This is a genomic window from Methanobacteriaceae archaeon (genome assembly GCA_013403005.1).
Classification (GTDB): Archaea; Methanobacteriota; Methanobacteria; order Methanobacteriales; family Methanobacteriaceae; genus Methanobacterium.
The window spans coordinates 212,998-239,883 of record JACBOA010000007.1 but is presented as its reverse complement, the minus strand read 5'-3'; the positions used below and the strand labels follow the sequence as shown (position 1 = coordinate 239,883).

General features: G+C 38.5%; 22 protein-coding genes. 10 read left to right on the top strand and 12 right to left on the bottom strand.

The window, feature by feature from the left end:
* Window positions 1-44: 44 nt before the first annotated feature.
* Window positions 45-2,627, top strand: a complete 2,583-nt coding sequence (locus HVN35_07105; GenBank protein ID NYB52305.1) for an ATP-dependent helicase — start codon at window positions 45-47, stop codon at window positions 2,625-2,627.
* Window positions 2,628-2,703: 76 nt separating this feature from the next.
* Here the strand turns inward: HVN35_07105 and HVN35_07100 are convergent, their stop codons facing one another.
* From HVN35_07100 to HVN35_07090, 3 genes are all read right to left on the bottom strand, one after another.
* Window positions 2,704-3,471 carry a hypothetical protein gene (locus tag HVN35_07100; GenBank protein NYB52304.1) on the bottom strand — a complete coding sequence of 256 codons (768 nt, stop codon included), beginning with the start codon at window positions 3,469-3,471 and terminating at the stop codon, window positions 2,704-2,706.
* 97 nt (window positions 3,472-3,568) lie between these two features.
* Window positions 3,569-4,558 carry an ATP phosphoribosyltransferase gene (locus tag HVN35_07095; protein ID NYB52303.1) on the bottom strand — a complete coding sequence of 330 codons (990 nt, stop codon included), beginning with the start codon at window positions 4,556-4,558 and terminating at the stop codon, window positions 3,569-3,571.
* Window positions 4,559-4,842: 284 nt separating this feature from the next.
* Window positions 4,843-5,262: a hypothetical protein gene (locus HVN35_07090; protein NYB52302.1), complete on the bottom strand. Its 420-nt coding sequence runs from the start codon at window positions 5,260-5,262 to the stop codon at window positions 4,843-4,845.
* Window positions 5,263-6,267: 1,005 nt separating this feature from the next.
* Between HVN35_07090 and HVN35_07085 the strand changes: the two genes are divergently transcribed.
* On the top strand, window positions 6,268-6,468 hold the full coding sequence (locus HVN35_07085) for a hypothetical protein (GenBank protein NYB52301.1): 201 nt from the start codon (window positions 6,268-6,270) through the stop codon (window positions 6,466-6,468).
* A 454-nt stretch (window positions 6,469-6,922) separates the two neighbouring features.
* On the opposite strand, the gene HVN35_07080 is transcribed toward HVN35_07085, so the two are convergent.
* Complete coding sequence (locus tag HVN35_07080) at window positions 6,923-7,864, bottom strand: pyridoxamine 5'-phosphate oxidase family protein (GenBank protein NYB52300.1); 942 nt, start codon at window positions 7,862-7,864, stop codon at window positions 6,923-6,925.
* Window positions 7,865-7,968: 104 nt separating this feature from the next.
* Window positions 7,969-8,499, bottom strand: coding sequence for a hypothetical protein (locus HVN35_07075; protein ID NYB52299.1), 531 nt, complete (start codon window positions 8,497-8,499; stop codon window positions 7,969-7,971).
* A 168-nt stretch (window positions 8,500-8,667) separates the two neighbouring features.
* On the opposite strand from HVN35_07075, the gene HVN35_07070 reads away from it, so the two are divergent.
* Window positions 8,668-9,621 carry a ribonuclease H-like domain-containing protein gene (locus HVN35_07070; GenBank protein ID NYB52298.1) on the top strand — a complete coding sequence of 318 codons (954 nt, stop codon included), beginning with the start codon at window positions 8,668-8,670 and terminating at the stop codon, window positions 9,619-9,621.
* A 114-nt stretch (window positions 9,622-9,735) separates the two neighbouring features.
* Here HVN35_07070 and polX read toward each other — a convergent pair whose 3' ends face one another.
* The gene (gene polX / locus HVN35_07065) at window positions 9,736-11,436 is read right to left on the bottom strand and encodes a DNA polymerase/3'-5' exonuclease PolX (GenBank protein NYB52297.1); all 1,701 of its coding nucleotides are present in this window, start codon (window positions 11,434-11,436) and stop codon (window positions 9,736-9,738) included.
* A 46-nt stretch (window positions 11,437-11,482) separates the two neighbouring features.
* Window positions 11,483-12,853, bottom strand: a complete 1,371-nt coding sequence (locus HVN35_07060) for an MFS transporter (protein ID NYB52296.1) — start codon at window positions 12,851-12,853, stop codon at window positions 11,483-11,485.
* A 244-nt stretch (window positions 12,854-13,097) separates the two neighbouring features.
* On the opposite strand from HVN35_07060, the gene msrA reads away from it, so the two are divergent.
* Window positions 13,098-13,583, top strand: a complete 486-nt coding sequence (msrA, locus tag HVN35_07055) for a peptide-methionine (S)-S-oxide reductase MsrA (protein ID NYB52295.1) — start codon at window positions 13,098-13,100, stop codon at window positions 13,581-13,583.
* A gap of 87 nt (window positions 13,584-13,670) precedes the next feature.
* Here the strand turns inward: msrA and HVN35_07050 are convergent, their stop codons facing one another.
* Entirely contained in the window at window positions 13,671-14,426 is a 756-nt protein-coding gene (locus HVN35_07050; protein NYB52294.1) for a hypothetical protein, read from the bottom strand.
* A gap of 378 nt (window positions 14,427-14,804) precedes the next feature.
* Between HVN35_07050 and HVN35_07045 the strand changes: the two genes are divergently transcribed.
* The 4 genes from HVN35_07045 to HVN35_07030 all read left to right on the top strand — a co-directional run bounded on the left by HVN35_07045 (window position 14,805) and on the right by HVN35_07030 (window position 20,495).
* Complete coding sequence (locus HVN35_07045; GenBank protein ID NYB52293.1) at window positions 14,805-18,458, top strand: DUF11 domain-containing protein; 3,654 nt, start codon at window positions 14,805-14,807, stop codon at window positions 18,456-18,458.
* Window positions 18,459-18,769: 311 nt separating this feature from the next.
* Complete coding sequence (locus HVN35_07040) at window positions 18,770-19,195, top strand: PaaI family thioesterase (protein NYB52292.1); 426 nt, start codon at window positions 18,770-18,772, stop codon at window positions 19,193-19,195.
* Window positions 19,196-19,325: 130 nt separating this feature from the next.
* The gene (locus HVN35_07035; GenBank protein NYB52291.1) at window positions 19,326-19,739 is read left to right on the top strand and encodes a ferritin-like domain-containing protein; all 414 of its coding nucleotides are present in this window, start codon (window positions 19,326-19,328) and stop codon (window positions 19,737-19,739) included.
* Window positions 19,740-20,132: 393 nt separating this feature from the next.
* Window positions 20,133-20,495 carry a hypothetical protein gene (locus HVN35_07030; protein ID NYB52290.1) on the top strand — a complete coding sequence of 121 codons (363 nt, stop codon included), beginning with the start codon at window positions 20,133-20,135 and terminating at the stop codon, window positions 20,493-20,495.
* A 38-nt stretch (window positions 20,496-20,533) separates the two neighbouring features.
* Here the strand turns inward: HVN35_07030 and HVN35_07025 are convergent, their stop codons facing one another.
* Window positions 20,534-21,172 (bottom strand): 5-formyltetrahydrofolate cyclo-ligase, encoded by a 639-nt coding sequence (locus HVN35_07025; protein NYB52289.1) that lies wholly within the window; start codon window positions 21,170-21,172, stop codon window positions 20,534-20,536.
* 292 nt (window positions 21,173-21,464) lie between these two features.
* On the opposite strand from HVN35_07025, the gene HVN35_07020 reads away from it, so the two are divergent.
* Both HVN35_07020 and HVN35_07015 read left to right on the top strand, forming a co-directional pair.
* Complete coding sequence (locus tag HVN35_07020; protein ID NYB52288.1) at window positions 21,465-22,520, top strand: hydroxymethylglutaryl-CoA synthase; 1,056 nt, start codon at window positions 21,465-21,467, stop codon at window positions 22,518-22,520.
* 36 nt (window positions 22,521-22,556) lie between these two features.
* Window positions 22,557-23,708, top strand: coding sequence for a thiolase domain-containing protein (locus HVN35_07015; GenBank protein ID NYB52287.1), 1,152 nt, complete (start codon window positions 22,557-22,559; stop codon window positions 23,706-23,708).
* A gap of 62 nt (window positions 23,709-23,770) precedes the next feature.
* Here the strand turns inward: HVN35_07015 and HVN35_07010 are convergent, their stop codons facing one another.
* From HVN35_07010 to HVN35_07000, 3 genes are all read right to left on the bottom strand, one after another.
* On the bottom strand, window positions 23,771-24,124 hold the full coding sequence (locus tag HVN35_07010; protein ID NYB52286.1) for a rhodanese-like domain-containing protein: 354 nt from the start codon (window positions 24,122-24,124) through the stop codon (window positions 23,771-23,773).
* A gap of 213 nt (window positions 24,125-24,337) precedes the next feature.
* Window positions 24,338-25,966 carry a TCP-1/cpn60 chaperonin family protein gene (locus HVN35_07005; GenBank protein NYB52285.1) on the bottom strand — a complete coding sequence of 543 codons (1,629 nt, stop codon included), beginning with the start codon at window positions 25,964-25,966 and terminating at the stop codon, window positions 24,338-24,340.
* A gap of 214 nt (window positions 25,967-26,180) precedes the next feature.
* Entirely contained in the window at window positions 26,181-26,690 is a 510-nt protein-coding gene (locus HVN35_07000) for a hypothetical protein (GenBank protein NYB52284.1), read from the bottom strand.
* Window positions 26,691-26,886 lie beyond the last annotated feature (196 nt).

The window sequence follows — 26,886 nt, the reverse complement described above, 5'->3', positions numbered from 1 at the left end:
AATAGAAAGACATAATTTCAAGATTCAGTTACTACTAGGATAAAATGATCTCAAGACAGAAAAAGAAGTATTCTGATAAGGATATTTATAAAATTTTACATCCCTGGGCTCGTGAATGGTTCCAGGCAAAGTTTGAAACCTTTTCTGAGGCTCAGCGCCAGTCCATTGTGGACATTCACCAGGGAAAAAATGTCTTGGTATCCTCACCTACAGGTTCAGGTAAAACCCTCACTGCTTTTTTATCCATTATCAGCGAACTCACCCGCCTGGCAGAACAGGATATACTGGAAGATCGTGTTTACTGCCTTTACATATCACCCCTGAAGGCCCTGGACAATGATATTGAAAAGAACCTGGAAGAACCCTTATCTGAAATTGAAAAAATTGCAGAAAGGAAGCTAGGTATTCGAAAAGCGGTTCGAACCGGGGACACAACTCAATATGAACGTTCTAAGATGCTTAAAAATCCACCTCACATACTCATCACCACTCCTGAATCTCTCTCAATACTCCTCTGCGCTCCCAAATTCAGGGAAAAATTGTCCAAGGTTCGGTACGTGATTGTTGATGAAATTCACTCCCTGGCTGAAAACAAACGTGGAGTCCATCTAAGTTTGAGCCTGGAACGATTGGATCACCTTACAGGCGGATTCGTCCGCATCGGTCTCAGTGCTACTGTCCACCCCTTGGAAAGGATGGCCCAGTTTCTGGTGGGTTACAGTTATGGCCAGCCACGGGATTGTCTTATCGTGGATGTTAATTACCTTAAACAATTAGACATGGAAGTTGTCTGTCCAGTAAAGGATATTATAGCCACTGATCCTGATGAAACCAATAAAGCCATGTATAAGATGCTTCATGATCTCATCCAGGAACATCAAACCACCCTTATTTTCACCAACACCCGCAGTGGAACGGAAAGTGTTGTTTTTAACCTTAAAAAAAGGTTTCCAGATAGTTACCATGACCAGAACATAATGGCTCACCATTCCAGCTTATCAAGGGACCTGCGCCTGGAAGCTGAAAACAAACTAAAGGAAGGCAAATTGAAAGTTGTTGTTTCTTCCACCAGCCTGGAGTTAGGTATTGATATTGGATACATAGACCTGGTGATACTTGTTTCCAGTCCAAAATCTGTTTCCCGGGCTCTGCAGAGGATAGGTAGGAGTGGTCATCAGCTTCATGAAAAATCTAAGGGCAAATTGATGGTGGTTGACCGGGATGACCTGGTGGAATGTGCTCTGATCCTTAAAAACGCCCTGGAGGGTAAAATTGACGAAATACACATCCCGGAGAATTGTCTTGATGTTTTAGCTCAACAAATCTATGGTATGGCTATTGAACAGCGCTGGGACTTGGATGAAGCCCTGCAACTTATTCGGAGTAGTTATCCTTACCGTGAACTTACTGAAGATGATTATAAGAGTGTTTTAAGTTACCTTGCCGGTGAATACACCCGTCTGGAGGAGCGTTACGTTTATGCCAAGATCTGGGTGGACTGGGATGAAAATCGGATGGGTCGAAGGGGAAAACTGGCACGTATGCTCTACTCCACTAACATTGGCACCATCCCTGATCGCAGCGCTGCCGTGGTGAAATGCGGAGGTGAAGTAGTAGGTCGTATTGAAGAAGATTTCATGGAGAAACTCAGGAAGGGTGATAGCTTCGTACTGGGTGGTCGAATATACCGTTTCAACTATGCCCGGGGTATGACTGTCAATGTAAGCCCTGCTTCTGGACCTCCCACCATACCATCCTGGTTTTCAGAACAACTACCCTTATCCTTTGACCTGGCCATGGAAATACAAAAATTCCGGGGGATTCTGGAATGGGAGTTTAAAAAGGGGAGAAGTAAGGATGAAATTATTGAATTTATCCACGAATATCTTTACCTGGACTACAATGCGGCCCACTCTATTTACCAGTACTTCCGGGAGCAATACCTCTATGCAATTGTCCCTAACCTTAAAACACTTCTGGTGGAATATTACACTGGTTTTGGTGGCCGGAAATTCGTTGTTTTCCATACACTCTTTGGCAGAAGGGTTAACGATGCACTTAGCCGTGCCCTGGCCTATGTGATAGCTAGAAGATACCGGCATGACGTGATGATTTCCATATCTGATAACGGGTTCTACCTTTCCAGTGAGGGTAAAATTGGCGGTCTGGAAGCATTGAAAGAGCTAAGTGCTGAAAATCTGGAGGAATACCTTAAAGAAGCCATCGATCGGACAGAAACACTTGCTGGACGCTTCAGACACTGTGCTGGACGATCACTCATGATCCTGCGACGTTACAAGGGGCAGGAGAAATCTGTGGGTCGCCAACAAGTTAAAGGCAAAATTCTGCTTAAATTTGTTAAAGAACTGGATCCTAACTTTTCCATCCTCAAGGAAGCACGTCGAGAGGTTATGGAAGACTTCATGGATGTGAAGAATGCTAAAAAAGTTTTAGAATTGCTTGAAAGTGGAAAAATGGATATTAAACAAATTAACACCAGGATACCTTCACCTTTTGCTTTCAATCTGGTTTCTCAAGGGTACTTGGACGTGTTGAAGTATGAGGAAAGGATAGAATTCATAAGAAGAATGCATCAGGCCATTATTAAGGAGATTGGTGATATTTGAATTATAAATTTTAAAAAGAAAAAAGAATTAGAATAATTTTAAAAGCAATTTTTAAAGCACATTTAGATTTGTGTAGTTAGAAAGAAAAACCAGGTTCTTTGTAAACTGACATTATTATTTTCTGTGCATCTTCTATTTCCTGATTTGTGCCACTGATTGCTAGTGAGACTGAACCTTCTGCTCCTGCCACTCCACCGGCAGCCACCATTTCTGCTGTAGCACCAGATAAAAGGGATATAGCTTCTATTTCTGTGAATACTTCACCTACCACAGGTAGTAACCGGGGTCCCTGTGCACCAGGAGAGTTTAATTTCAGTGCCAGTTCATCTAAGTCCGAGATGACTCTTTTTTCCAAACCCACTGGCAGAACCAACCGCACACGTCTGCCAACCACTGCCTGCAATGATGCACCTATGGTTCCAGCCTGAGGATGACCAATATAGATAGCTGCTTTCTTTCGAGGCATTTCTAGGGCGTTAGCCCCTTTAATAACAATATCTCCCTCTTTAAGGTCATCAACCACATCGAATATGCTCAAACCCTTCTTCCAAACACCATTTACAATTACCACATCTCCATGAAATTCGCTTTCATCCAGTAAACGTCCATCTTCCTTCCTTACCATGGTGGGTGGGAGTACGATGCCCCTGAAGAATCTCTTTCTGGAGAATCCGTCAATTTGACCAATTTTTGAGAGGACCTCCTCAGCCACATAACCGTTGGTTGTTCCAGCAATAATAACAACTGTTCCTGACTCAAGTGCTTCTTCAAGAGGTGGATAACTGGCAATAGCCTTGGCAATTAACCTTTTACCTGCTGCAGGTGTGATTAAGAATTGCTTCATAGAGGATACACCTAACCTAATCAAGAATTTAGTTTTTCCTTCTCTTATGTCCATAGCTTGTTATTTTTACGTTATCCTACAAATAAAATTTTAGTTTTTATTTTACGTACTGTTTGACATCTTCCCGGACAATTGCTGATGCTCCGAAGCTTTTTATTCCTTTTAACATTTCTGGAAACTTGTTTTTAGGGATTAATACATTTATCTGTGAAAAACTACTTCCTTTCACTGCGGTTGGTTCATCAGAGCATAGTTCATTGGAAAGCAGGAAATCTTTAACATCATCCATACGGTGATTTGCTATGTTAAATTTAACATCAAAGTATTTACGTGCTTCAATAGCTCCGAATAGTTGATCAAATATTGTTTTAGCCTTCTCTGCTTTTTCTCCTTTGCAGCTGGGACCTGCATATAGTCCTGCACTGGATTCCATTATTGTTTCCAGTATTTTTAATCCAGCCTTTTTGAGGCTGCTTCCAGTTTGGGTGTTGTCCACCACTAGATCAGCGCCTTTGGCTATGTATACCTCTGTGGCACCATCAGAATTGATGATTTGAACCATTTCATTTTCCCCATCCCATAAACCTCTTATCTGAACCAGAGGTTTCGTATCACCGAAGACTTCCTGGTAACCTTCATTATCCATAAAAAACTGCCGGGTGAGGTTGGGGTATTCTGTGAAACACAATATAGGGTGTTTTCTGTCTTTATTCGCTTTGAAGAATTCAGTTAATGATTCGTAAGGATCATCGTTAGGTACTGCCACGATGAGTCGGGTTTTACCGTAATCCAAGTCCCCTATTTTCTGGATAAGTTCTTCATCAAGGTTTACAGATTCTTCCCTTACCCAGTCTTCTCCTATTATAGCCAGATCCAGTATTTGCCTGTTCAATTCAACTGGAGCACTCTGTGGGCGGGTCAAAAATCCTTTTATTTCCGGGTCATTAAGGATGATTATTTCATTTTCTTCCTTACCAGGTTCGTATCCTCGAACCTCATATCCTGCATCAATGAATAATTGGTAAGTATTCCCACGTTTAACATTATTTAAGCTCCCTTTAGGGAGTCCTAGTACAATCTGTTCCATATTATTTCTCCTATTTCTTATTGATCTCAGCATAATCTATTAATTTTATTAAAACATTTTTAAACTTCAAATGTCAGCTAGGTTAGTTTATTGTTTAACTTAAACTTCTAATATCATTTCTAATATAACTAATCTCTTGTTTAAAATCTCTTGTTTAATAATCTCTTAATTCTATTATCTTTATTTTTTTGAAAATTTACAAAAAATGAAGAAAATTGTTTGATAATCAAAAAGAATTATTCAGATCGGCCAATTCGAAAAATATGCCAAAAAAGGGTTAAGAATCAATACTTAAACCCATAGCTGGTTAAATTATTAGAATAATCTGTTAAGTTATAGGTTGCCATAAATTTGTCAAATCCCATGGTGTAAATCATTATTACACCAATAACCCATAGCACAACACCTGAAATGACAAAAGCAAATCCCCAGTATTTAGCATCTTTTTCTTTTCGAGTTATCAGGTACAAGCCAGAAACTACTGCTAAGGGAAGGAAAAATATAATGCCAATTAATCCCAGAAGTTTGAACGCCATGTATGCCTTTTTGACTTCCTCTCCATCAACAGATTTTTCCAGAAGGTTATTTTCCTGAATGTTCTTTTCTGAATTATTGATTTCTGAGTTCATGTTTATGGGGTTACCACAGTTTATGCATCGATCGGAATTTTCTGGATATTCTACCCCACATTTCGGACATCGCACATTTTCACCTTATCCTTACACCTTATCCTATCTATTAAGTGATTCATCATTATTAATTTTGATGATGATATTTTCTACAAGCAAATACTATCATTTTTTTGGAAGTTATAATTCCCAAGAATTTGCTAAATAAGAATTTACTAAATATTTCATATTAACTAATATAAATTATATAATACATTATAATATTACTTCGTTATAGCGATGTTTAACGAAATAACTTAAAATTATTTTTGTTGCAGATCAGTTGATTAATCTAAAAGACAGTTTCGACTCTTTATTGTTTTAGAATGACATAATAATTTTATAAACAAGAATATATAAACAAGATTATAATGTAAATAACAATTTCAAAAAAATATAACACGCTCCGGTTGATATGAAGAATCCTTTAAGTAAAAATAGAATAAAGAAGCGTAGACTTAATAAGGAAGAAAAATCTTCCGGTATCTGCAAATTATTAAACTGTTTCTATAAAATACGCTACGTTAAAAATCAAAGGAAGAAAAAAGATATTTTTATAATTTCTACAGTTCTTATAATCATTTTATGTGCTTTTTTGCTATCGTCATTTAATTTGATTTCTTCAGATAGCTCTCACAGTTACTCCAAGATTTCTAGTACTATCTGGGTAAAAGCAATGATTCTTGTGTTATAAAAGAAGGGCCTTACTGAAACAGCAGTTCCAATGTTACCACAGCTTACATTGTGGGTGTTCATCCCCGTGAATCAGATGCTCATAAAAGCCTAATTGATTCTATACGAGAAAACAATGCAAATCTAAAAAAAGCATAATACCTGTACATAATAAATGCTCCCATCTATGAGGATAATTACCCGGAAGAAAGATTAAAAGGTCAGAAATTAGCAAAAAAGTATGTTGTAGCTGATATAGTTCAGAATAAATACCAATTAGCTGTTGAGATTCATTCAAGTAATGGTAGCTACTCTGTTAACCGTTTTGTATTTGCACCAGGTAAAGACTCGAAATCCTTGGCCATAACCATGGAATTAAAAGACAAACTTCCATGGATTAAATATTATTACCCGCCAAACACTTCAAGCGCAGAATATATCACTATTCCCTTAAGCAAGGCGGGAATACCATCTATAATTTATGAAACATATAAATATGATTCCAACACCACAACCAGAGAACATGCCACGGAATTTATAAAAGTAATTGATAGTAGCCAGATCTTTTAATTCTTTAATATTACATTTCAAATTTTTTTCTAAAACAGTTCCTTTGAATTTTTTCCCACTCATTTCCTACTCATAATATTTCCTACTCATAATAATGATTAAGAAGAAATAGTGTTAAATAAAAAGTTTTTTTTATGATGAAAGTGTAAGCAACATGTTAGTTATTCAATTCCCAGACTTATCAAAATCATTTTTATCAAAAAAGCAGTATTTCAATGAACCAGTATATATGTGATGATTGATTTTTTGTAGTTTCAAAGATTTTTAGTTCAAGGAGTTAAATTAATACTTATTAAATTTTAATTAATAACCATATCTCATTCTCATCTTATTTCTTATCTTACAGTATACAGTGAGAAGTATACTTTGACAAGACACGCATTTTATGAAAACATCAACACCCATTTATTATAAACACTTTATGAATTATTAGCCCATATGTAGATTAGTTTTTTTAAAAATGCAAAACCTGTCTGGCAGAATATCCCTGTTTTTTAAAATCAGATCTTAGAAATTCAACCTTCTCCATATCCACCCGTATCAGATTTAAATCAACTGGCAATTTTTTAATGAAGGATTTATTTAAGCCCCTCATCTCGAGTACTTTATCATACTCATCCTTGTCTTCAACCATGGTAGCATCACCAGTAATCTGCATACCATTTAAACTATCCATACCCGTGTAATCATCATAAACTGCTATGGAAACTGAAGAATGGGTGATTAAGTTGGCAAACTTCTCCCCACCCTCACTGAGAATATAGATTTGACCCTGGTTGTAATTATATTCCAGCGGAGTGGCTCTTACTCTTCCAGGGGAGCTGGTAGCCATTGTACAAGTATTATGATCTTTTAAAAAGTTTTCTACTTCTTCTCTAAGCCTGGATACTGGCATCTTCTTTAAAAGACCATCCTTAACTTCTTTAAAGCGTAAAGCCAAATCAACAACTTCTTCCTTACTGAACAAATCCATTCCCTGAGGAGGCAGACCTTCCCGGGATATGTATTCAGTTAGTGCCTTATAATCCCTTTCATTTAAGCGATCCATCTGAAGGCGACCACCCAAAACACCCAGTTCAAGAACATTAGCCTCCAATTGGTCTTCAACTTGCCTGAGGACTCGCAGCCCTTCTGAACCATTGAGACAGGTGCAGAAAAATGCAATATATTTCTTGCTCAACCATTCCTTCTCTTCTTCAAGGAAGATTTCCAGTTTGGGATGGATCTTCCCATTGTAGATGGGTGTGCCAAAAATAATAAAATCAAATTCCCGGCAGGATGCATCGAATTGCGACAGTGGGTAACGACGAGAGGGTCCGTTTATAAGAGAAATTATACGAGCCGCTTCCCAGGTAGAACCATACCTGCTTTCATACAAAATTAGAGTTTTTATCATCTTATCCTCCTCGAAATTGATTTTCATGTAAAAATAAATATTTAAAAAGTAAAGAAATGGAGGGAATCATTTAGTTTTTCTTTTCATCCCACTCCATCCTCTCATCATTCCACTTTGAAACTTTTTACAATCACATCAAAGGATGATTGCGCAGAATTCACATCTGCACCACCACCAGTGGCAAACAGGAGCATGTAAAGGTTGTTATTCTTTTCAAAGTCTATAAGCCTAGCATAAGCTTTTTTTCCCTGAGTATCATTTCCTATATAGCTTATGTCACTGGCAGTTAAGCCGGCAATGGTTACAGTTTTGCTGGTTACGTTTTGTCCTGACTGTTGAGCTTGGGTAATGAGTTCCTGTCTTGCCTGGGTCATGTTGCTGGTACTGGTATTTGCAACCTTCATAATCAACACCACACTACCCCTGGTACCATTAGATGATATGAACTCCTGATTGGCCACAACTATCCTGGTAACGTTTTCACCTAACTGACTGGATGCATTCCAAGTATCCGGGTATTCGAAGGACATTCCGCCAGCAGTGATATTCTTGGTACTTATGGTAGAAGTGGAAGTACAACCCGACACTGTAACTGCCATAATAATCAATGCAATCATTAACAGATATTTTTTCAAGTTTTAACCCCCTTAATTATAAGGTTTTTGAGTAAATTTATTATATTACAGCTATATATGGCCTTAACAACATAAAGGTTATGGTATAAATTTTAGATAAATTTTTAATTAAATAGTACATGGCAACATGGGAAAAATACCATCATTTATAATTGGAGTCCTGTTTTTATGCCTTTTAGACATGAGAATGATCCTCAAAAACTTAAACAAAAACTCTTAGAAGAATATCAGGATAAATCACTGGAAGATTTAGAAAACGGGAGAGAAATAGAAACAAATTGGGGTTCATGTTACTGTTTCACCACTGAAGAGGAACTTGAAATTCAAACTCTGGACCAGAAGAAGGTTAAAGAGTGTGTCATGAGTGATTTGAAATTAATTAAAGGAATTGGAGAGAAGAAAGAAATAAAACTAAAGGAAGAAGGCTACAGCTCGTTGGAAGACCTGAAAGAGCATGAAATTTATGGTAAAGCTGCATGTGAGCTTACAGAGAATGTGGAATGTGAAAATATTGATAGTATCCTAGAATTGATCTCATCACGATATCCATCTTCCCATCCACTTAACCTCCTTTTATCTTCGTTATCGGGATTAGAAAATATGCTTTTTATGGATATTGAAACCCTTGGTCTTAAAGAGGTGCCCCTTATTTTAATTGGTGTTGCAGAAACATCACGAGATGGTTTAATCATAAATCAATATCTTTTAAGGGATTTAAAAGAGGAAAAAGCAGTTTTGGATGGCTTCCTATCCCATCAGGATGATAGAAAAATTTATGTTACCTTTAACGGTCGAAGCTTTGATGTGCCCTTTATAAGAAGTAGAATACGTTATCATGGACTTAATAATACAATAAACAGTCAGCACCTGGATCTTCTTCACTATTCCCGTCGCCAGTGGAGAAACCAGCTTCCCAATTGCAGATTACAAACACTTGAAAAACACCTTTTTGGCGTGGAAAGATGTGATGATGTTCCCAGTAGTCAGGTTCCTGAATTTTATCTCACCTATCGAGAAACCGGAAATATTGGACCCTTAATACCAATTATAGAACACAACAGAGAAGATGTTATCACCCTGGCACGGATACTCTCCTTACTCCACCAAAGTTCAGATTTTTAAACCCCTAATTTGGATTATACTCCCACTTTTGATATAAATTTGATTTTAATGAGATTTACATCCTTTAATGTTACTATAACACTGTATAAATACCATTTAACGTGACACTTAACTTTATTTTAGTGCTTTTAACATTTTTTTCAGAGGCATAGTGTTTATGATGTCCTTTTTCTCAGCCCATCCGCGTCTTGCCGTGGCCACACCCAGTTCCATGTAACTTAAATCACCAGCACTGTGGGCATCAGTATTCACTGCAAGATAAACTCCATGTTCAACTGCCATTTTAATATGAATATCCTTTAAATCCAGTCTTTTTGGTTGCGAATTGACTTCAAGTACTGTTCCGGTTTCTGCAGCTTTCTGGAATAATTGTTCCAAGTCTAATTCATAGGCTTGCCTCTCTTTGAGTTTCCGTCCTGTGGGATGGGCCAGGATATCGATATGTTCATTTTCTAGGGCTTTTATGATCCTCATATTCATTTTTTCTGCTTCCTGACGGAGATCGTAGTGCACTGAAGCTATAACAATGTCGAGTTCTTCCAGAAGATCTTGAGGTATGTCTGGATTACCATATGAATCCAGATTGACCTCAGCACCCTTTAAGATGGTTATGTTAGTTATTTCATCATTGATTGCATCGATTTTCTTCATTTGGTTTTTTAATCTTTTCTCATCCATTCCTCGAGCCACTGGAAGGTGGGTGTGGTCAGTTATGGCCATGTATTCGTATCCCTTAATTGCTGCTTCCCATGCCATTTCCATAATAGTTGCCTTCCCGTCACTCCAGTCAGTGTGCAGGTGAAGATCACCCTTTATATCCCTATCATCAACTATTTGCGGTAGTTTTCCTTCCCGGGCTGCTTCTATCTCGCCAGTGTTCTCCCTGAGTTCTGGTGGAATGTAATCTAATCCTAATACTTGGAATACCTCTTTTTCTGTTCTTCCAGCTAATCGTTCATCACCCCTAAACACCCCATACTCATTGAGTTTCATTTTACGAGATATGGCTATTTTGCGCAGTTGGATATTGACTTCACGTGAACCTGTGAAATAGACTAGGGCAGAACCAAAATCTTCCTCTTTGAAAACACGTATATCTGCATCCATACCATTAAATAATCTTACTGTTGATTTGGAATGTCCTTTTGCTATTATTTCATCAACAAGGTCCATGTGAGTGAAAAAGTCCATCACTTCATCTGGATGTTCAGTTACCGTTAAAATATCAATATCCCCTACAGTTTCTTTACGGCGTCTGATGGAACCAGCAATTTCTGCTTTTTTCACCACCTCAAGTGATCTGATTCTTTTTCTGATTTCAGTTGCTAGTGGTAGAACTTCTCCCAGTAACTGTCTCCCAGTGCTTTTACGGGCAAATTCAAGGTTATGAAGTATTTTTGCCTCAGTCTTTGCTCCCATACCCTTTAATCTGCGGATGTGATGTCTTCTTCCCTCTCTTTCCAAGTCATCTAAATTTTTTATACCCAGTTCCTGGTAGAGAATTTTAATTTTCTTGGGACCCAAACCTTCCACTGACATTAATGCATCAAGATCCAGAGGAAACTCCTCTTTAAGATTTTCCAGGTACTCTAGTTTTCCTGTGTCTAAGATTTCCTCAATTTTCTCCCCAATATGTTTGCCAACTCCTGGAAGGTCTTCTAACTTCCCCTGATCCCTTATCTGTTTGATATCAACACTGAGGGTTTCTATAGTGTGAGCTGCCCTACGGTAGGCCTTGGTTCGAAAATCAACACCATCCATTTCCAGATAATCCGCGACCCTGTGAAGTATGGATGCAACCTTCTTATTGTACATATATCTGTTTCTGTGGATGCTTCCTAAAATTTTTATTTATTGTTATTTATTCCTTTTTTAAATCTTTACCACCAGCCAAAGAGGCTAGAACTCCCAGGAAACTTAATACAGCAAATAATGTAAAGGATATTCTGGTGCTGGTTATAAATTCTGAGTAGTTTTCAGGGTTGATGGTAGAGCTTCCCATTATTAAAACCAGCACCACCAGGACAACACCCATACCTGACATCTGCCCTAAAACTCGCATGGTGGTTACAGTGGTAGAAGCCACACCATAAAGTCGGGATTCCACACTGCTCATTATGGCATTGGTGTTGGGGGAAGAAAAATTTGCAAATCCCAGTCCCAGTAATCCCAGTCCTAAAATTATGATTATTATGCTGGTATTCTCCCCCAGGAATGCGAATAAACCACATCCTATGGTATTCAGAACCATTCCAAATGCTGCCACCTTTCGAGGTTGGGTATTGTCAGATAACTTCCCTGCCAGAGGTGAGAAAATAGTCATCATAACCGGTTGCACTGATAGGATTATCCCCGCCCACTGAGGGTCCAATCCCTTAATATACTGCAAGTAAAGACTTAAAATGAATATTATGGGTGCTGCAGAACAGTAACTGATAAAGGCTGCCAAATTGTATAAAGTGAAACTCAAATTATCAAAGACTTTAACATCAATAACCGGACTTTGGATTCTACTTTCAACTATATAAAAGAGAATTAAACCCAATAAACCACTAAATACAAAATAAAAACCCCATGTTTCGGGTAACATAGATAAACCATACATTAAAGTCACCAGAGAGAACCCTAACATTATAGATCCAATTATATCAAATTTTTCTCCCGCAGCTTCCGTCCATTCACCTTTTAATTTACTTACGGCTACTGTTGCCAGAAATCCCAGAGGTACATTGAAGAAAAATATACTCCTCCATCCAAAGTATTCAGTTAAAAAACCTCCTAAAACAGGGCCTAGAAACAGTCCCAGGAATGCTCCGGTGATGGTTATTCCCAGTGCTTGGCCACGGTCACTGGCAGGGAATATGGAGGCTATGATGGCAAATAAGTTTCCGAAGATCATGGCACTGCCCGCACCCTGCAAGACCCGGAATACAAGGAGCATTTCCACAGAGAAGGATAATGTGGCTAATAAAGAGGATATGGTGAAGATTATTATGCCATAAGTGAAAATACGTTTCCTACCATAAATATCTGCTATTCTACCAAATGGGACGAGGCAAACAGCCAGTGAAAGCAAATATGCTGTGGGTATCCACCCTATTACTATGGCTGAGGCTGCAAACTCGTTGGCAATAGAGGGCAATGCTATGTTAATAGATGATCCTACAAACGGAGTTAAAAATGAAGTTAAAATTGCCACAACCAATGCATAGTTTTTAGATGAAAAGGACATGAAAAAGATACCTCATAAAAATTATTTCTCCATAAAAACATAATAATATTTGCAGAAATTTATTTGCCTCAAGTGATATAACTTATAAAACATACAAAAAATGGTTTAAAAAAATTATAAAAAAATGGATTAAAGATTTATAAAATGTAAAGAAGAATTTTAAAGAAACTATCTACTTAAAGACCATTCATTTTGAACCCTTAAAACCTAAAAATTTTTAACCATGAAAACAAGAGGTCTTTAGATGAGTGAAAAAAAATTAAAAAAAGCTACTTTTGGTGCTGGATGTTTCTGGGGAGTTGAAGATGCCTTCAGGAAACTGGAAGGAGTCACTCATACTCAAGTAGGGTATTCTGGAGGCAATTTTGACCATCCTTCCTATCAGGATGTTTGTTCCGGAGTTACCGGTCATGCGGAAGTGGTGGAAGTGACATATGACCCTGAAATCATTTCTTACTCTGAGCTATTGGATCTTTTCTGGAATATTCATGACCCCACTACCTTAAACAGGCAGGGACCTGATATTGGAGCCCAGTACAGGTCTGTTATTTTTTTCCACGACTCTGAGCAGGAAAAATTAGCTCGGGAAAGTAAAAAAAGACTTGAAGAATCCAAACGTTACCCTCGAAAGATTGTAACAGAAATCCTCCCATCCACTAAATTTTGGAGAGCTGAAGAGTACCATCAACAGTACCTGGAAAAAACTGGACAGAAAAGTTGCCGTTTTTAAACAAGCCCTCAAATATATCTTAAAAACCCCAAAAACTTTAAAAACACCTACTTAAGGTTCTTAAATCGTTTATATCATAAAATCAATTTATAAATTCAATAATTTTCTAAGATTTTCAAGTTTCTTCTCATCAAAAATATAACGAGGCGGGATACTGCGCTGAATAGAACCTTTAATTCCAAGTAATTTTTCCATTTTAGGGGAGACTGCATGGTATGTTCTTCCAATCTTATTAAACTTCTTTTCACTGATTAAAATAGCTTTTTCAAGTATTTTACTTCTATCAGGGTCTCCCACTATCAGGACCATGTCCTGATTATGCCCACGCTTAAGGTGTGAATTAAGGGGAAATTTTTTGCGTAAACTATGGATATATGTTTTATGAATATAGGTTTCGCTTAGGGTGTTAAAGGTTTTTTCAGGTTTATCTTTCAAGTCCATGATTTGCAAAACAGTGAAGTAGCCTATTATGTAAAGTGCTTCTTGGTATTTGTCCCCTTTAAAGTAATCATCCCCCTTATGAGGTGACAAACCTGCGTAAAATACAAGAATGTCCCTTGGTTTTAGTTTCAATAGATAGGTGGCTTTTCTCCCCTCATCACCATAAGTGAATGTCTCAAACTCGGGGTCAAAGTGCACCCTACGATTTGCGATTTTTGGTGGGAGGTAAACTGAAAGCAACTTACCATTACGACCCATTATGTCGTGGAATGTGCGGTTTTCCATTGATTTATTGTCTTTTTCAGATAAAGGGATGTATTCAAAACTTCCATCAGGAAATATTGGTGCCAGGACTCCATCGCTGGATTTATCAATACCCACCCTTAGTAACATGGCCTTCACTCTTATCACATCTTAGGATCTGGAATTGCAATCTGGTATAAAGTTTTATTTACTCAATTAAACGTCTAAATATAGATTTTTATCATATCTATTATCTCCCATTAAAGTTCAATGATATGATCAGATTTACAAAAAAATAAGAGAATAAATTGTTGATTGATCACAATAATCTTTATATTAATAAATGAACATATAATTAGTTAATTGTTTCCTAAAAGAAGAAAAAAAGGCAAATATCACGATTTCTAATAAAACAATTTTTTATTTAGGGAAATACTCGACTTCATTGATTCAATTCTTCTTCTTAACTTAATCACTCATAAAAGAGGTGGAAAAGTGCCAAGAAAATTGATTTTAATAAGTTTTTTAACGGTTTTTATGATACTTTTTATGGCCGGTTCTGTGTGTGCTCAGGAACAGGCTATAGAAGCAAATAAAACCGCACAAGTAACTGATATTGATACGGCCACGGTTTATATAGAAGTGAATGGATCGAGTAGTTCAACCCGACTTCCTGCTGACGTGGTTTTTGCTATAGATGCTTCTGGAAGTATGACTACCAGTGACCCCACCGGTCTTAGAAAAACTGGAGCCATCAGTTTCATAAATAAAATGAACAACACCACCGATAAAGTTGGTGTGGTTAATTGGGCTAACATAATAAAACAGCAGCAAGGTTTAACCAGTAACTTCAACCAAGCCATTAATGTGGTGAACCAGAACACTCCTGGAGGAACCACTAACGGTGCTCTGGCAATGGAAACATCCATCAATATACTCAGTTTATCCTCACTTCCCGCTAACCAAAGAAATATAATCTTACTAACAGACGGAATCTTTAATGCAGGAGGTAATGCTACACACACTCCTAACCAGAGGGCCATATACTTTGCTAACCTGGCTAAAAGTATGGGATACAATGTCTACACCATAGGTTTGGGACCGGATGTTGATCCTGTTGTATTAACCCAGATGGCATCAGTTATCAATGGCGTGCCGCAATATTATTTTGCCAACAACGCTTCTGTCATTGAAAGTGTCTATAACCAGATATTCCAAAGTATAACCACTAAAGCCAAAGATATCACAGTTACCGATGTTATACCGAACTATATGACCTATATGGGTGCTACTATAACTCCAACCACCAATGTTTTAAACCCGGATGGTAGCAGAACATTAACCTGGTTTATCCCAACTCTGGGACATGGGCAAACATGGAACGTGAGTTACCAATTAATGTCCACCATTAATGGATTCAACATTCCCACCAACGTAGTAGCAAACATCACTTACACAGACCCCAATAACATTAAAGGAAACTTAACCTTACCCATACCCCAAGTAGACTTCCCAGCATGCCTTAATGTGACCAAAGAAGGGAACCCTGAGCCTGTTTGGCCTGGAAGTTTATTGACTTATGAAATGAGCATACGAAACAATGGCCCCCACACTGCCTGGATTGTGAGCTTTTCTGATGTTCTACCAACTGAAGTTCAAAATGCACAATACTCCCTGGATTATATTAACTGGAGTCCTTACACTTCAGGGCAGAATGTAGTTCTTGGAAGCTATTCTGTTGGTCAGATTGTAAATTTCTGGGTTAGAGGAGTAGTAGATACCGCCGCAACACCCCCAGCAACTCTCACTAACACAGTGAATGCATATGTTAATGGAACCTTATGTAAAAATGCAACATTTATCAGCAATTTAATCCCGGCCGCAGACCTGGCCATATCAAAAACAGCAAATCAAACACATGACCTGACCTCTGGACAAAACGTAACCTTCACCCTAACAGTTACAAACCTCGGACCCAACACCGCAAATGACGTGAAGGCATACGACCCTATACCAAATGGAATAGCATCATTTGGTGCTGCCAATCCCAGTCAGGGAACTTGGGATCATCTCACCGGAATATGGAACATTGGAACTTTAACTTCTGGTCAAACAGTGACCCTTGAATTCAACGCCACCATAAGTAACACTTTCATAGGAAATACAACCAACATAGTCAGGGTCAACGGAACTGAATTCGACCCCAATCCCCTAAACAACCATGATTCAATAACAATTTTTGTAGAAAACCCTTATGTACCCACAGCAGATCTCTCAATCTGCAAAAAAGTAGACAGTTCAACACCAGATTTTGGTGATACCATTCACTTCACCATTGGTGTGTGCAATGCAGGACCGGATGATGCTGAAAATGTTGTGGTCACAGATGTATGGCCAACTGGCCTGATTTTCGTGTCCTCCACACCAGTACCATCCTCAGTCGTGGGAAACATATACACCTGGAACTTAGGAACCATTGGAAATAATCAAAATGCAACCATAAATATAACTGCAATAGTAAATGCCACTGGATTGATAACCAATTTCGTTAATGTAACCACAACAACCTTCGATCCACACCCTGATAACAATGCAACCGTCACCATAACTGTAAGCGAAGCTGCACATGTAGTGCTAGACAAAACAGTTGATAATCCAACACCGAATTATTGGAGTTTAGTAACATTTACCATCACAGCATTTAACACTGGACCCAACGATGCCCAGGGTGTGGAAGTAACAGATATTCTACCAGCTGGATTAACCTACTTTTCATCAGTATTTACACCAGGAACAACATATAACCCGAATACTGGAATATGGAATATAGGAACAATATTAAATGGCACGAGTGTATTCCTGAACATAACAGCCAACGTGACTGGAATAGGAAAAATAACCAACTGGGCTTTTGTGAGTAACCAAACCACCTTTGACAAAGAGGAATGGAGCAAAGATAACGAAACCATCAATGTGCCAGACGCATCTATATTTAAACTTAATAAAGAGTGGAGGGCAACCCAGGACGGAACACCTATAACCACAGCCCAGTACCTAGATAATGTTTGGATAGTATTCAGTGCTACCAATATCGGTCCGAGTAATGCTACAATTACTCTAAGTGATATTCTACCAGCAGGATTCACACCAGACAGTTACTGGCAATATAAATTTGATTCTGGAATCTGGAATAATATACCTGCAATATGGCCTGGATTTGTAAGTACAACGGTTAATGTAGGCCAAACATTTTGGATATCAATACCTGGACAGATTACAGTAGCTAACACCACACTCAACAACACTGTAAATCAAACTACACAAAACACTTATAACCCAGAATACCCCAAGGGACCACCATTTGGTAACGCTAGTGCACAATTGGACATACCACCTCATGCCCATATCACAATTACCAAAACAGTGAACAACTCCACACCAAACTATGGAAGTACGATTATATTCACGGTAACAGTACATAACGACGGACCAAACGATGCCTCAGACGTGCAAGTTATAGATGAATTACCAAACGGACTGGTATTCGTTTCATACTGGTCCTCCAAAGGAATATATGACTCGATGACCGGATTATGGGATGTGGGAACGTTATTAAACGGCACCACCGCAACTCTAAACATCACCGCACTGGTAAATGCAACTGGGGAAATGACCAACTGGGCAAATGAAGTCAATGCAACGATAAACGTACCACCAGCAGCAGATCTGGAAATTACTAAAACAGTCAGTAATCCTCGTCCTTACATCCATGAACTAATCTACTTCACCCTAATCGTGCAGAACAAAGGGCCGGATACTGCTACCAATGTCTATGTCACAGATAAACTGCCGGAAGGTGCTGTATACATCAGCTCCAGTGCCAACTATGGATCATACGATCCTAATACAGGCATATGGACCATAGGAAACCTGCCAAGAGGTGCAGTTGCCCAACTGGTAATAACTGTTGGAGTAGAAAAGGTTGGACCGTTAGAAAACCATGCACACGTTTATTCCGACACTTACGATCCAATCTTAGACAACCAGAATGCCACGGCCACACTTGATGTGCAAGCCATTCCAGTTAATGGGAAAACTGTGCCCATGCAAAAGACAGGTGCACCATTAGGGGCTCTTTTATTAGCCCTGTTAATGCTACTATCTGGTGTGTTTAGTGCAAAAAGAAAATAAGCAAATCTCTTAACCCGCGGGGAATTTTATTTTTTTACCCCTATTTTCATTATTTTCCACCAAAAACAATTTATTTAAAAACAACGACAGCTACTAAAGACTATTATCATATAGACTATTATCGGACTATAAACATTATCACCAATCTCTTCACAAAGGAGTGATGATGTCGAATCCCATTTTAGAGTTTTATACTTTCAATGTTCTACTATAAATGACAATTATTTTATTAATCAGTAATTGCAGAATGTACACCTAGAGGTTATAGAAGACTGATGGAATATTATAAAAAGATTAGATAGGTTTTTTAAATGGATAAAATCCTGGAATTCTTTGAAAATGACCGTTTTGCTGCGGTAAGCGGTATTGAAGTGGTTGACATCTCCCCTGGAAAAGCCACTACTAGGATGGAAGTGTCTGATATGCACCTTAACGGTGTTGGAACTGTGCATGGAGGTGCTCTATTCACATTAGCAGATTTTACTTTTGCCCTTGCTGCTAATTCACACGGCACCGTTACTGTGGCCATTAACGCCAATATATCCTATTTGAAAGCTGTTAAAAGTGGAGTTTTAACTGCAGAGGCCCGTGAATTATCCAGCGGAGGTAGAATTGCCAGCTACACTGTAGAAATTTATGATGAGGTTCGGGACCTGGTTAGTGTATTTCAGGGCATGGCTTACCGAAAAAGGGAAAAAATTGATGATTTATTAAATTCCGTTGTTGAACAGGACTAATAGGGGGACAACAAATTAAATGGAATTTAATATAGTATCTAATCAGCATTGTATGGTTTATAGAATTTAATGTTTAGAACTGTGTAATTGATAAAGTAATTGATAAATATAAATAACAGGAGGTATTTATTTGGACAAGAAAGATATAATTGCCATGTTAAATGAGGATTTCGTTGCGGAACTGGAAACAACCATGACCTATGTGTTTAATTCATTCATGATGGACGAATGCGACCCCAGCAGAGTTACAGAAGCCATATCAGTTGATGAAATGAGACATATGTGGTGGTTAGCCGATCTGATAACCAAAAGAGGGGGAAAACCAATCATGAATCACAAAGAACTGGATTATGGTGGAGATAACCTGCAAGAAATGCTTCAAAGGCAGATAGAGATGGAATCTGAAGGTATTGATAGATACACCCACCAGATTGAAGTTATTGACGATGAAGAAGTGGTGGGAGTTCTTAAACATATCAGAGATGAAGAAAGACGACACCGTAAAGAGTTCCGTGACCGTTTGGATAATTTAAAACAGGATTAAACCATTAAAAGGGTAATTTTTTTATATTTACTTTCAAATATTATTTAAAAATTTAAAAAATTTTCCAATTCACGATAAATTTTAAAAATTCTTTTGATATACACTCTCGTTACACATATTTAAATTCATTTAGTACATCATGAGATTATAAAAGTTTCGAAGAGTTATTAGAACGACCTCTTCCCTTTTCTGGATTTTCTGAAGCTTTTTTATTGTTTTCAGTCCCCCATTTCCTATGTTAGAGTCTAATTGAACTAGAAATTATCTGGAATATTAGGAATATTATATATCCCGGTACTATGTCACAATGAGAAGAATATATTACCCTCTTATAATTATCCAGATAATTATAATAAAATTTGAAATATATATTTGAAAAAGAAGGTGGTTTGTTTGGATTTGACCCCCCATGAATTAGAAGAACTTCAGGAGAAATTAATACTTGTTTACAGGTTTTTGTCTCAGAATAAAACCTTCAAAAAATTTTACTACAAGGGAATAGAAGTTAATGAACCCATTAAGGATGATAAGGGTTTTTTGAAAAAACTCATGGAATTAGATGACTCTGAAGAACTTTTAAAAAGTTGTATAATAGAACTGGAGGATATGAAATCTGGCAGTGCGTCAATGACTCCAGTGGGTTTTCAGGAGTTTATGCTTCAACAGGATTGGAATGCCCTCTATAAAAAGTATGATATGAAAACCTTGGAGGATGTGGGTAAGCTGGATTTGGAAATGCTGTTGGATATATTTTAATAAATTAAGCTAATATAAATGTTAGTTCAAATTAAATGTTATTTCAAATAATTTTTTATTGTTATAGAATCTGTTCTTATCACCATTTCCGGTGTTACAATCAGGTTAATTTTTTCATCATGATCCTCGACTGGAATTTTTTCTTTAATTTGCAGGGAATGAACTAGCGTGCACAGGGTTGTATTTTCATTTATAACCCCTTCATTAAATAAATGAGAAATTTCACGATCAGCATACCCTCCACCTTTACCCAAACGGTTTCCAATTAGATCAACACCCAGAGAACCCTCCACCACCAAGTCTATCTGGGGGAAACTAGTTATTTTCTCACCAAATCTAAAGGCGCCCTTAATGGTAGATGCTATTTTTTCATGACCCCTAACTTTTTTGGGATTGATGAGAAGGTATCCTTCCTTAATTTTGGGAGTGGCCATTATCAGATTTTTACCATAGCGAAGGGCATATTCACGTACTTCCTTTAAAGCAGAATCCGGACTGGTGAACACTGTTTGTGAATATTGCCAGTCAAGTGTATTTGTAAGTCGGATAGCTGCAAGAGGAGCCTCCTTAAAGTTAGGAATTTTCCCTACGCATGATTGGGAAGATCTGATAAGATTATCCTCATCTAGAATACTCCATATTTCTTCCCTAAGTTTCTTCTTATTCTTAACAGTCATTAAATTTACTTTTATGACTTATATCTAATAAATAATTGACAGAAATCGGTTCTCATTAAAATGCTGACACCTCAGCCCATCACATACATAAGTATATAAACTGGTTTTAGTCTATAATTTAATAATTGTATTTTTTTTAATATACACCGCTTACACGAACATTAATGGAAAACTTTAACGTAAAACCCAAATTAAACAAGCCAAAAAATTTTGATATACTTTAAAAATACTTAACAAAAAAATAATTGGCTTAACAACAAATTTGAATAATATTAAACGGTTGTGAGTTAATATGGCAGGAATAGTGGGATATGGAGTTTACATACCTTCATACCGTATAAAAGTTGAAGAGATTGCAAAGGTCTGGGGTGATAATCCTCAGGCAGTTTCCAGAGGACTGGTAGTTAACGAAAAATCAGTGCCCGCCCCAGATGAAGACACCGCCACCATATCAGTGGAAGCTGCTCGTAATTCCTTAAAAAGAGCGCGTATAAATCCTCAAAAAATTGGAGCAGTTTATGTTGGTTCAGAATCACACCCTTACGCAGTTAAACCAACTGCCACCATAGTGGCAGAAGCTGTGGAAGCCAGCCCGGATCTCACAGCAGCGGACATGGAATTCGCATGTAAAGCTGGAACTGCAGGAATACAAGCCTGTATTGGACTGGTTGATTCTAATAGTGTTGAATATGGTCTTGCAGTCGGAGCAGACACTGCTCAGGGTGCTCCTAGTGATGCACTGGAGTACACTGCATCTGCTGGCGGAGCTGCCTATCTAATTGGATCCGAAAATACCATTGCTGATTTTGAAGGCACCTACAGTTTCACCACTGACACTCCTGACTTTTACCGAAGGGAAGGACAACCCTATCCTCGTCATGGAGGACGATTTACTGGTGAACCCGCTTACTTTAAACACGTGCTCTCGGGAGCCAAGGGAATGATGGAAAAATTGGGCACTGAAGCATCTGATTATGATCATGCCGTTTTCCACCAGCCCAATGGTAAATTTTACATCAGGGCTGCCAAAAAACTTGGATTTAAAGAAGAACAGTACAAAACCGGACTCTTAACACCCATGATTGGTAACACCTATTCTGGAGCAACACCACTGGGACTGGCAGCTATCTTGGATATTGCACAACCAGGTGAACGTATTTTCGCAGTTTCTTATGGTTCAGGTGCTGGTAGTGATGCATTCAGCATCACGGTTAATGATCTAATAAATGAAAAACGTGACTTGGCCCCCAAGGTTCAGGATATGATCCAGAAGAAAGAATACGTAAACTACGCCATATACACCAAGTTCAAAGGAAAATTGAGGATGGCAGGCCTCACTCCACGTTAAAACATAATACTTATTATTAAATGGAGGAATGTTATATTGAGAGATGTTGCAATTATTGGAGTTTCACAAACCAAATTTGGTGAATTGTGGGACATATCATTCAGGGATCTGATCACTGAAGCTGGAATGAAAGCTGTTGCCGATGCAGGTATTGAAGGAGCAGAACTGGAAGCCATGTATGTGGGGAACATGACTGCAGGTCTATTCATAAAACAGGAGCATATCGCCTCCCTCATTGCTGATCATGCCGGTCTGACACCCATACCTTGCACCAGGGTGGAAGCTGCCTGTGCATCAGGGGGTTTAGCCCTCAGAAGTGGAATAATGGCTGTGGCCTCTGGTTATCATGATGTGGTTATTTCCGCGGGAGTGGAGAAGATGACTGATGTTGTGGATCCCACCCCTGCCATTGCCACTGCATCAGATCAGGAATGGGAAGCCCAACAGGGAGTGACTTTCCCCTCACTCTATGCCATGATAGCTCGCCGACACATGCATGAATACGGAACCAGCAGGGAACAACTGGCCATGTTCAGTGTTAATAACCATCATAATGGTGCTTTGAACCCTTTAGCCCAGTACCCCTTCGAAATTGGGGTGGATCAGGTTTTAAACTCAACCATGGTGGCTGACCCCCTGAGATTGCTGGATTGTTCCCCGGTAACTGATGGTGCAGCAGCAGTTATACTGTGCCCTGCTGAGGATGCCCGTAAATACACAGACACCCCAGTCTATGTGAAGGCTTCAGCCCAGGCCTCAGGTACCATTGCACTCCATGACCGTAGGGACATCACCACCATTGACTCCACAGTACATGCCTCCAGAACTGCATATAAAATGGCAGGTGTGGGACCCAAAGACATTCAGGCAGTTGAAGTGCATGATTGTTTTAGTATAAATGGTATTTTAGCCATTGAAGACTTGGGATTCGTGGAAAAAGGACAGGGCGGTCAGGCTGTAGAAGATGGTATGATTGCAATTGATGGTCAAATACCGGTGAACCCCTCTGGAGGTCTTAAAGCACGTGGACACCCATTAGGAGCAACAGGTATTGCCCAGGCTGCTGAAATAGTATGGCAGCTGAGGGGAGATGCGGGTAAAAGACAAGTTGAGGGCATTGAATTGGGTATGACCCATAATATTGGCGGTACTGGTGGTACTGCTGCAGTGCATATCTTTGGTCGTTAAACCCAGAACTTAGAAATAATTAAGGAAGGAATAAATCAACAGATTCCTTCTATTATTATATTTCAAGGCTTTTTTAGAGGTAATCCACAGTTTTCCCACCCCATTATTCCACCAGCCATATTATACAAATTTTTAAACCCCATTTTGGCCATTATATCGATACTGGCACCGCTTCTCATACCAGAACGACAGTAAACCAGATATATTTTATTTTTATCAAAATCAAGCAATTTTTTCTCGAAATCCCTTGACTGGTAGTCTAATTGTACAGAACCCTCAATATGTGACTGATTAAATTCTCCAGGGGTTCTAACATCAAGTATAATAAAATTAGGGTTATCTTTATTCTCCTGAATCAGTTTAAAAGCAGAGTTTGGATCCAGATCACTTTGAGATGACGGTTTTCGTGCGAACATATTTAACCTCTATCAGTTAATCATCTATCCTTAAAAATAGATCTCATTTTTCTTATAGTAATCTTATGGTAAATTAATTGAATAAATTTATCGGTTCTGTAAGAATACTATAAGCAGTTTATATCTTGAATGAAAGAATTTAAGAAAAATTAATTGGAAAATAATCAGTTAAATTAAAAAAAAATAGATAGAAATGAGTAAAGTCAAGAGACTTTACATCATTGGTGGCATTCCACCAGGCATTCCGCCCATGTCATCCATGTCAGGTTCTTTACCTGCGCCAGAGGATGCAATGACATCATCGATCCTTAGGATCATTTCAGCAGCTTCTGCAGCAGATTGGATTGCCTGTTTTTTAACCCGGTGAGGTTCGATAACTCCAGCACGGTACATATCGGTGACTTCACCTTTGAATACGTCCAGTCCCATGTATAATGATTTTTCATGAGCTGCTCGTAGGTCTACCAAAGCATCGATGCTGTCCAGTCCTGCGTTTTCTGCCAGGGTTTTGGGTACAACTTCCAGTGCTTCAGCAAAGGCAGATACTGCTAGCTGTTCACGGCCACTGATACTGTCAGCGTATTCTTTTAATCCTTTGGCTATGGAGATTTCTGCAGCTCCTCCACCAGCAACCACTTTTCCGTCTTCTACTGTGGCAGCAACTACGCCAATGGCATCTTCAACTGCTCTTTCGATTTCATCCACCACGTGCTCAGTAGAACCGCGGATAAGTAGGGTGACTGATTTGGGGTCTTTGCATTCTTCCACGAAGATCATTTCTTCGCCAGAGATTCTTTTCTCAGCAACAGATCCGGCTAGTCCCAGGTCATCGAAGGAGAGATCTTCTATGTTGGTGACCACGGTGGCTCCGGTTGCTCGGGCTAGTTTTTCCATGTCTGATTTTTTGACTCTGCGCACTGCCATGATTCCTGCTTTAGCCAGGTAGTGCTGGGCCAGGTCATCTATTCCTTTCTGACAGAAGAGTACAGATGCACCTGCATCTGCTATTTTGTCCACCATGTCACGGATCATCTGTTCTTCCTGTTCAATGAAGGCCTGCATCTGGGCGGGGTCAGTGATACGGATTTCAGCATCTACTTCTGTTTCTTTAACTTCTATAGCACTGTTTAAGAGTGCGATTCGTGCGTCTTCCACCTTTTTAGGCATGCCGGGGTGTACTGGTTCTTTGTCTATAATTACACCATTTACCAGTTGGGAGTCGTCGATAGTTGCTCCGTCTTTTTTCTCGATTTTGATGTGGTCGGTGTCGATTTCCCCATCTTCTTCAACCTGTTTGACTGCTCCTACCACCAGTTCTGCTAGTGGTTCCCGTGCTTTTTCAGTTCCTTTTCCGGTCATGGCTGTCATGGCTACTTTCATGAGGGTATCCCTGTCATCGGCATCTATGGCTATTACACTCAGGATTTCCTGTGCCTTTTCAGCTGCTTGCCGGTACCCCATGGCTACTATGGTTGGGTGTATTTCCTGATCCAGGAGGTTTTCTGCTTTTTTGAGTAGCTCACCAGCAATAATAACTGCAGTGGTGGTTCCATCTCCCACTTCGTCTTCTTGGGTTTTTGCTACTTCCACTAACATTTTAGCTGCAGGGTGCTCGATGTCCATTTCTTTGAGGATGGTTACTCCATCGTTGGTTACAACGATGTCCCCTAAACTGTCCACGAGCATTTTATCCATTCCCTTAGGACCTAAAGTAGTCCTTACGGTTTCTGCTAAGACTTTTCCTGCTAATATGTTCATTCTCTGAGCATCTCTTCCTAAAAATCTGTTAGTACCTTCCGGTAATATTAAAACTGGTTGGCCTTGTCCACTTAATTGTGCCACATTATCACCTCAAATTGTTTTATGCAAATGATCAGTGGGTTAGAGGTTATATAAATAGTTTACTATTCAGTGATTGCCTGATTTAAAATAAAAAAATGGATGGTTTTCATGATATTTCATACGATCAAATGAATTATACGGAATTATAGATAAATAGAATAGATAAATTAGAAAAATAAACACATTTGAAAAGCTAAATAAATATTGCTTGTTTTTAGTCTTTTTCGATCTTTTTCCAAAGAATTTTACCATTTTCTTCCCTGGAACTGAAGTATCCCTTTCTTTCTAGGTTCCTTAGGGCGTGCTCAAAGTTCTGGAGGGTGAGTTCCTTGAAACCAAGGTCAATTATAGATTCATAGAGGTTTTCCATTTCATCCTCTTTATCAGGGAGTAAAAGGTAGATGTTGGACTGGAAATAGGTTAGATCATTTTTGGGTTTCTGGGTAAGGAGTTTGAACTGATCCTTTACTTTCTCTAATTCTTTTATTTTCAAATCTTTTTCCTCTATAAGATTGAGTAATTTTTTGATTTCATCTTCTTTTTTACTTAATTCCTTCTCTTGTTCAGTCTGTAACTTTTGAAGTTTGCTGTGTTCTTGAAGTATATTTTTCGAAGATTCTTTCTGGCACTTTTTAAGGTCGATTTTTAACTTGCTAATTTCCAAGAGGCACGCCTTCACCAGTTGCCTCAACTGTTCTCTCTCGGTATCCTTTAAAATTGCCATGTTATCACGATTACTACTCTAATCTAAAACTTGTTCTTAATTTAATTATTCTCCCATCACTTTTAAAAGTTAAGACATCATTCCTTCCATATCATTAGACCCTTAAAATGAAATCTTCTTATTATCATATATTATTCTATTGGATGATTTATTTAACGTTGTTTTTTGTGTTTTTTGTAATTTTTGTGTTTTTTGG

What these genes read in the sequence shown, in the direction of transcription:
- HVN35_07105 (NYB52305.1), top strand. Translation starts at nt 45, where the DNA reads ATGATCTCAAGACAGAAAAAGAAGTATTCTGATAAGGATATTTATAAA.
- HVN35_07100 (NYB52304.1), bottom strand. Translation starts at nt 3,471, where the DNA reads ATGAAGCAATTCTTAATCACACCTGCAGCAGGTAAAAGGTTAATTGCC.
- HVN35_07095 (NYB52303.1), bottom strand. Translation starts at nt 4,558, where the DNA reads ATGGAACAGATTGTACTAGGACTCCCTAAAGGGAGCTTAAATAATGTT.
- HVN35_07085 (NYB52301.1), top strand. Translation starts at nt 6,268, where the DNA reads ATGGAATTAAAAGACAAACTTCCATGGATTAAATATTATTACCCGCCA.
- HVN35_07080 (NYB52300.1), bottom strand. Translation starts at nt 7,864, where the DNA reads ATGATAAAAACTCTAATTTTGTATGAAAGCAGGTATGGTTCTACCTGG.
- HVN35_07070 (NYB52298.1), top strand. Translation starts at nt 8,668, where the DNA reads ATGCCTTTTAGACATGAGAATGATCCTCAAAAACTTAAACAAAAACTC.
- polX (NYB52297.1), bottom strand. Translation starts at nt 11,436, where the DNA reads ATGTACAATAAGAAGGTTGCATCCATACTTCACAGGGTCGCGGATTAT.
- HVN35_07060 (NYB52296.1), bottom strand. Translation starts at nt 12,853, where the DNA reads ATGTCCTTTTCATCTAAAAACTATGCATTGGTTGTGGCAATTTTAACT.
- msrA (NYB52295.1), top strand. Translation starts at nt 13,098, where the DNA reads ATGAGTGAAAAAAAATTAAAAAAAGCTACTTTTGGTGCTGGATGTTTC.
- HVN35_07045 (NYB52293.1), top strand. Translation starts at nt 14,805, where the DNA reads ATGATACTTTTTATGGCCGGTTCTGTGTGTGCTCAGGAACAGGCTATA.
- HVN35_07040 (NYB52292.1), top strand. Translation starts at nt 18,770, where the DNA reads ATGGATAAAATCCTGGAATTCTTTGAAAATGACCGTTTTGCTGCGGTA.
- HVN35_07025 (NYB52289.1), bottom strand. Translation starts at nt 21,172, where the DNA reads ATGACTGTTAAGAATAAGAAGAAACTTAGGGAAGAAATATGGAGTATT.
- HVN35_07020 (NYB52288.1), top strand. Translation starts at nt 21,465, where the DNA reads ATGGCAGGAATAGTGGGATATGGAGTTTACATACCTTCATACCGTATA.
- HVN35_07010 (NYB52286.1), bottom strand. Translation starts at nt 24,124, where the DNA reads ATGTTCGCACGAAAACCGTCATCTCAAAGTGATCTGGATCCAAACTCT.
- HVN35_07000 (NYB52284.1), bottom strand. Translation starts at nt 26,690, where the DNA reads ATGGCAATTTTAAAGGATACCGAGAGAGAACAGTTGAGGCAACTGGTG.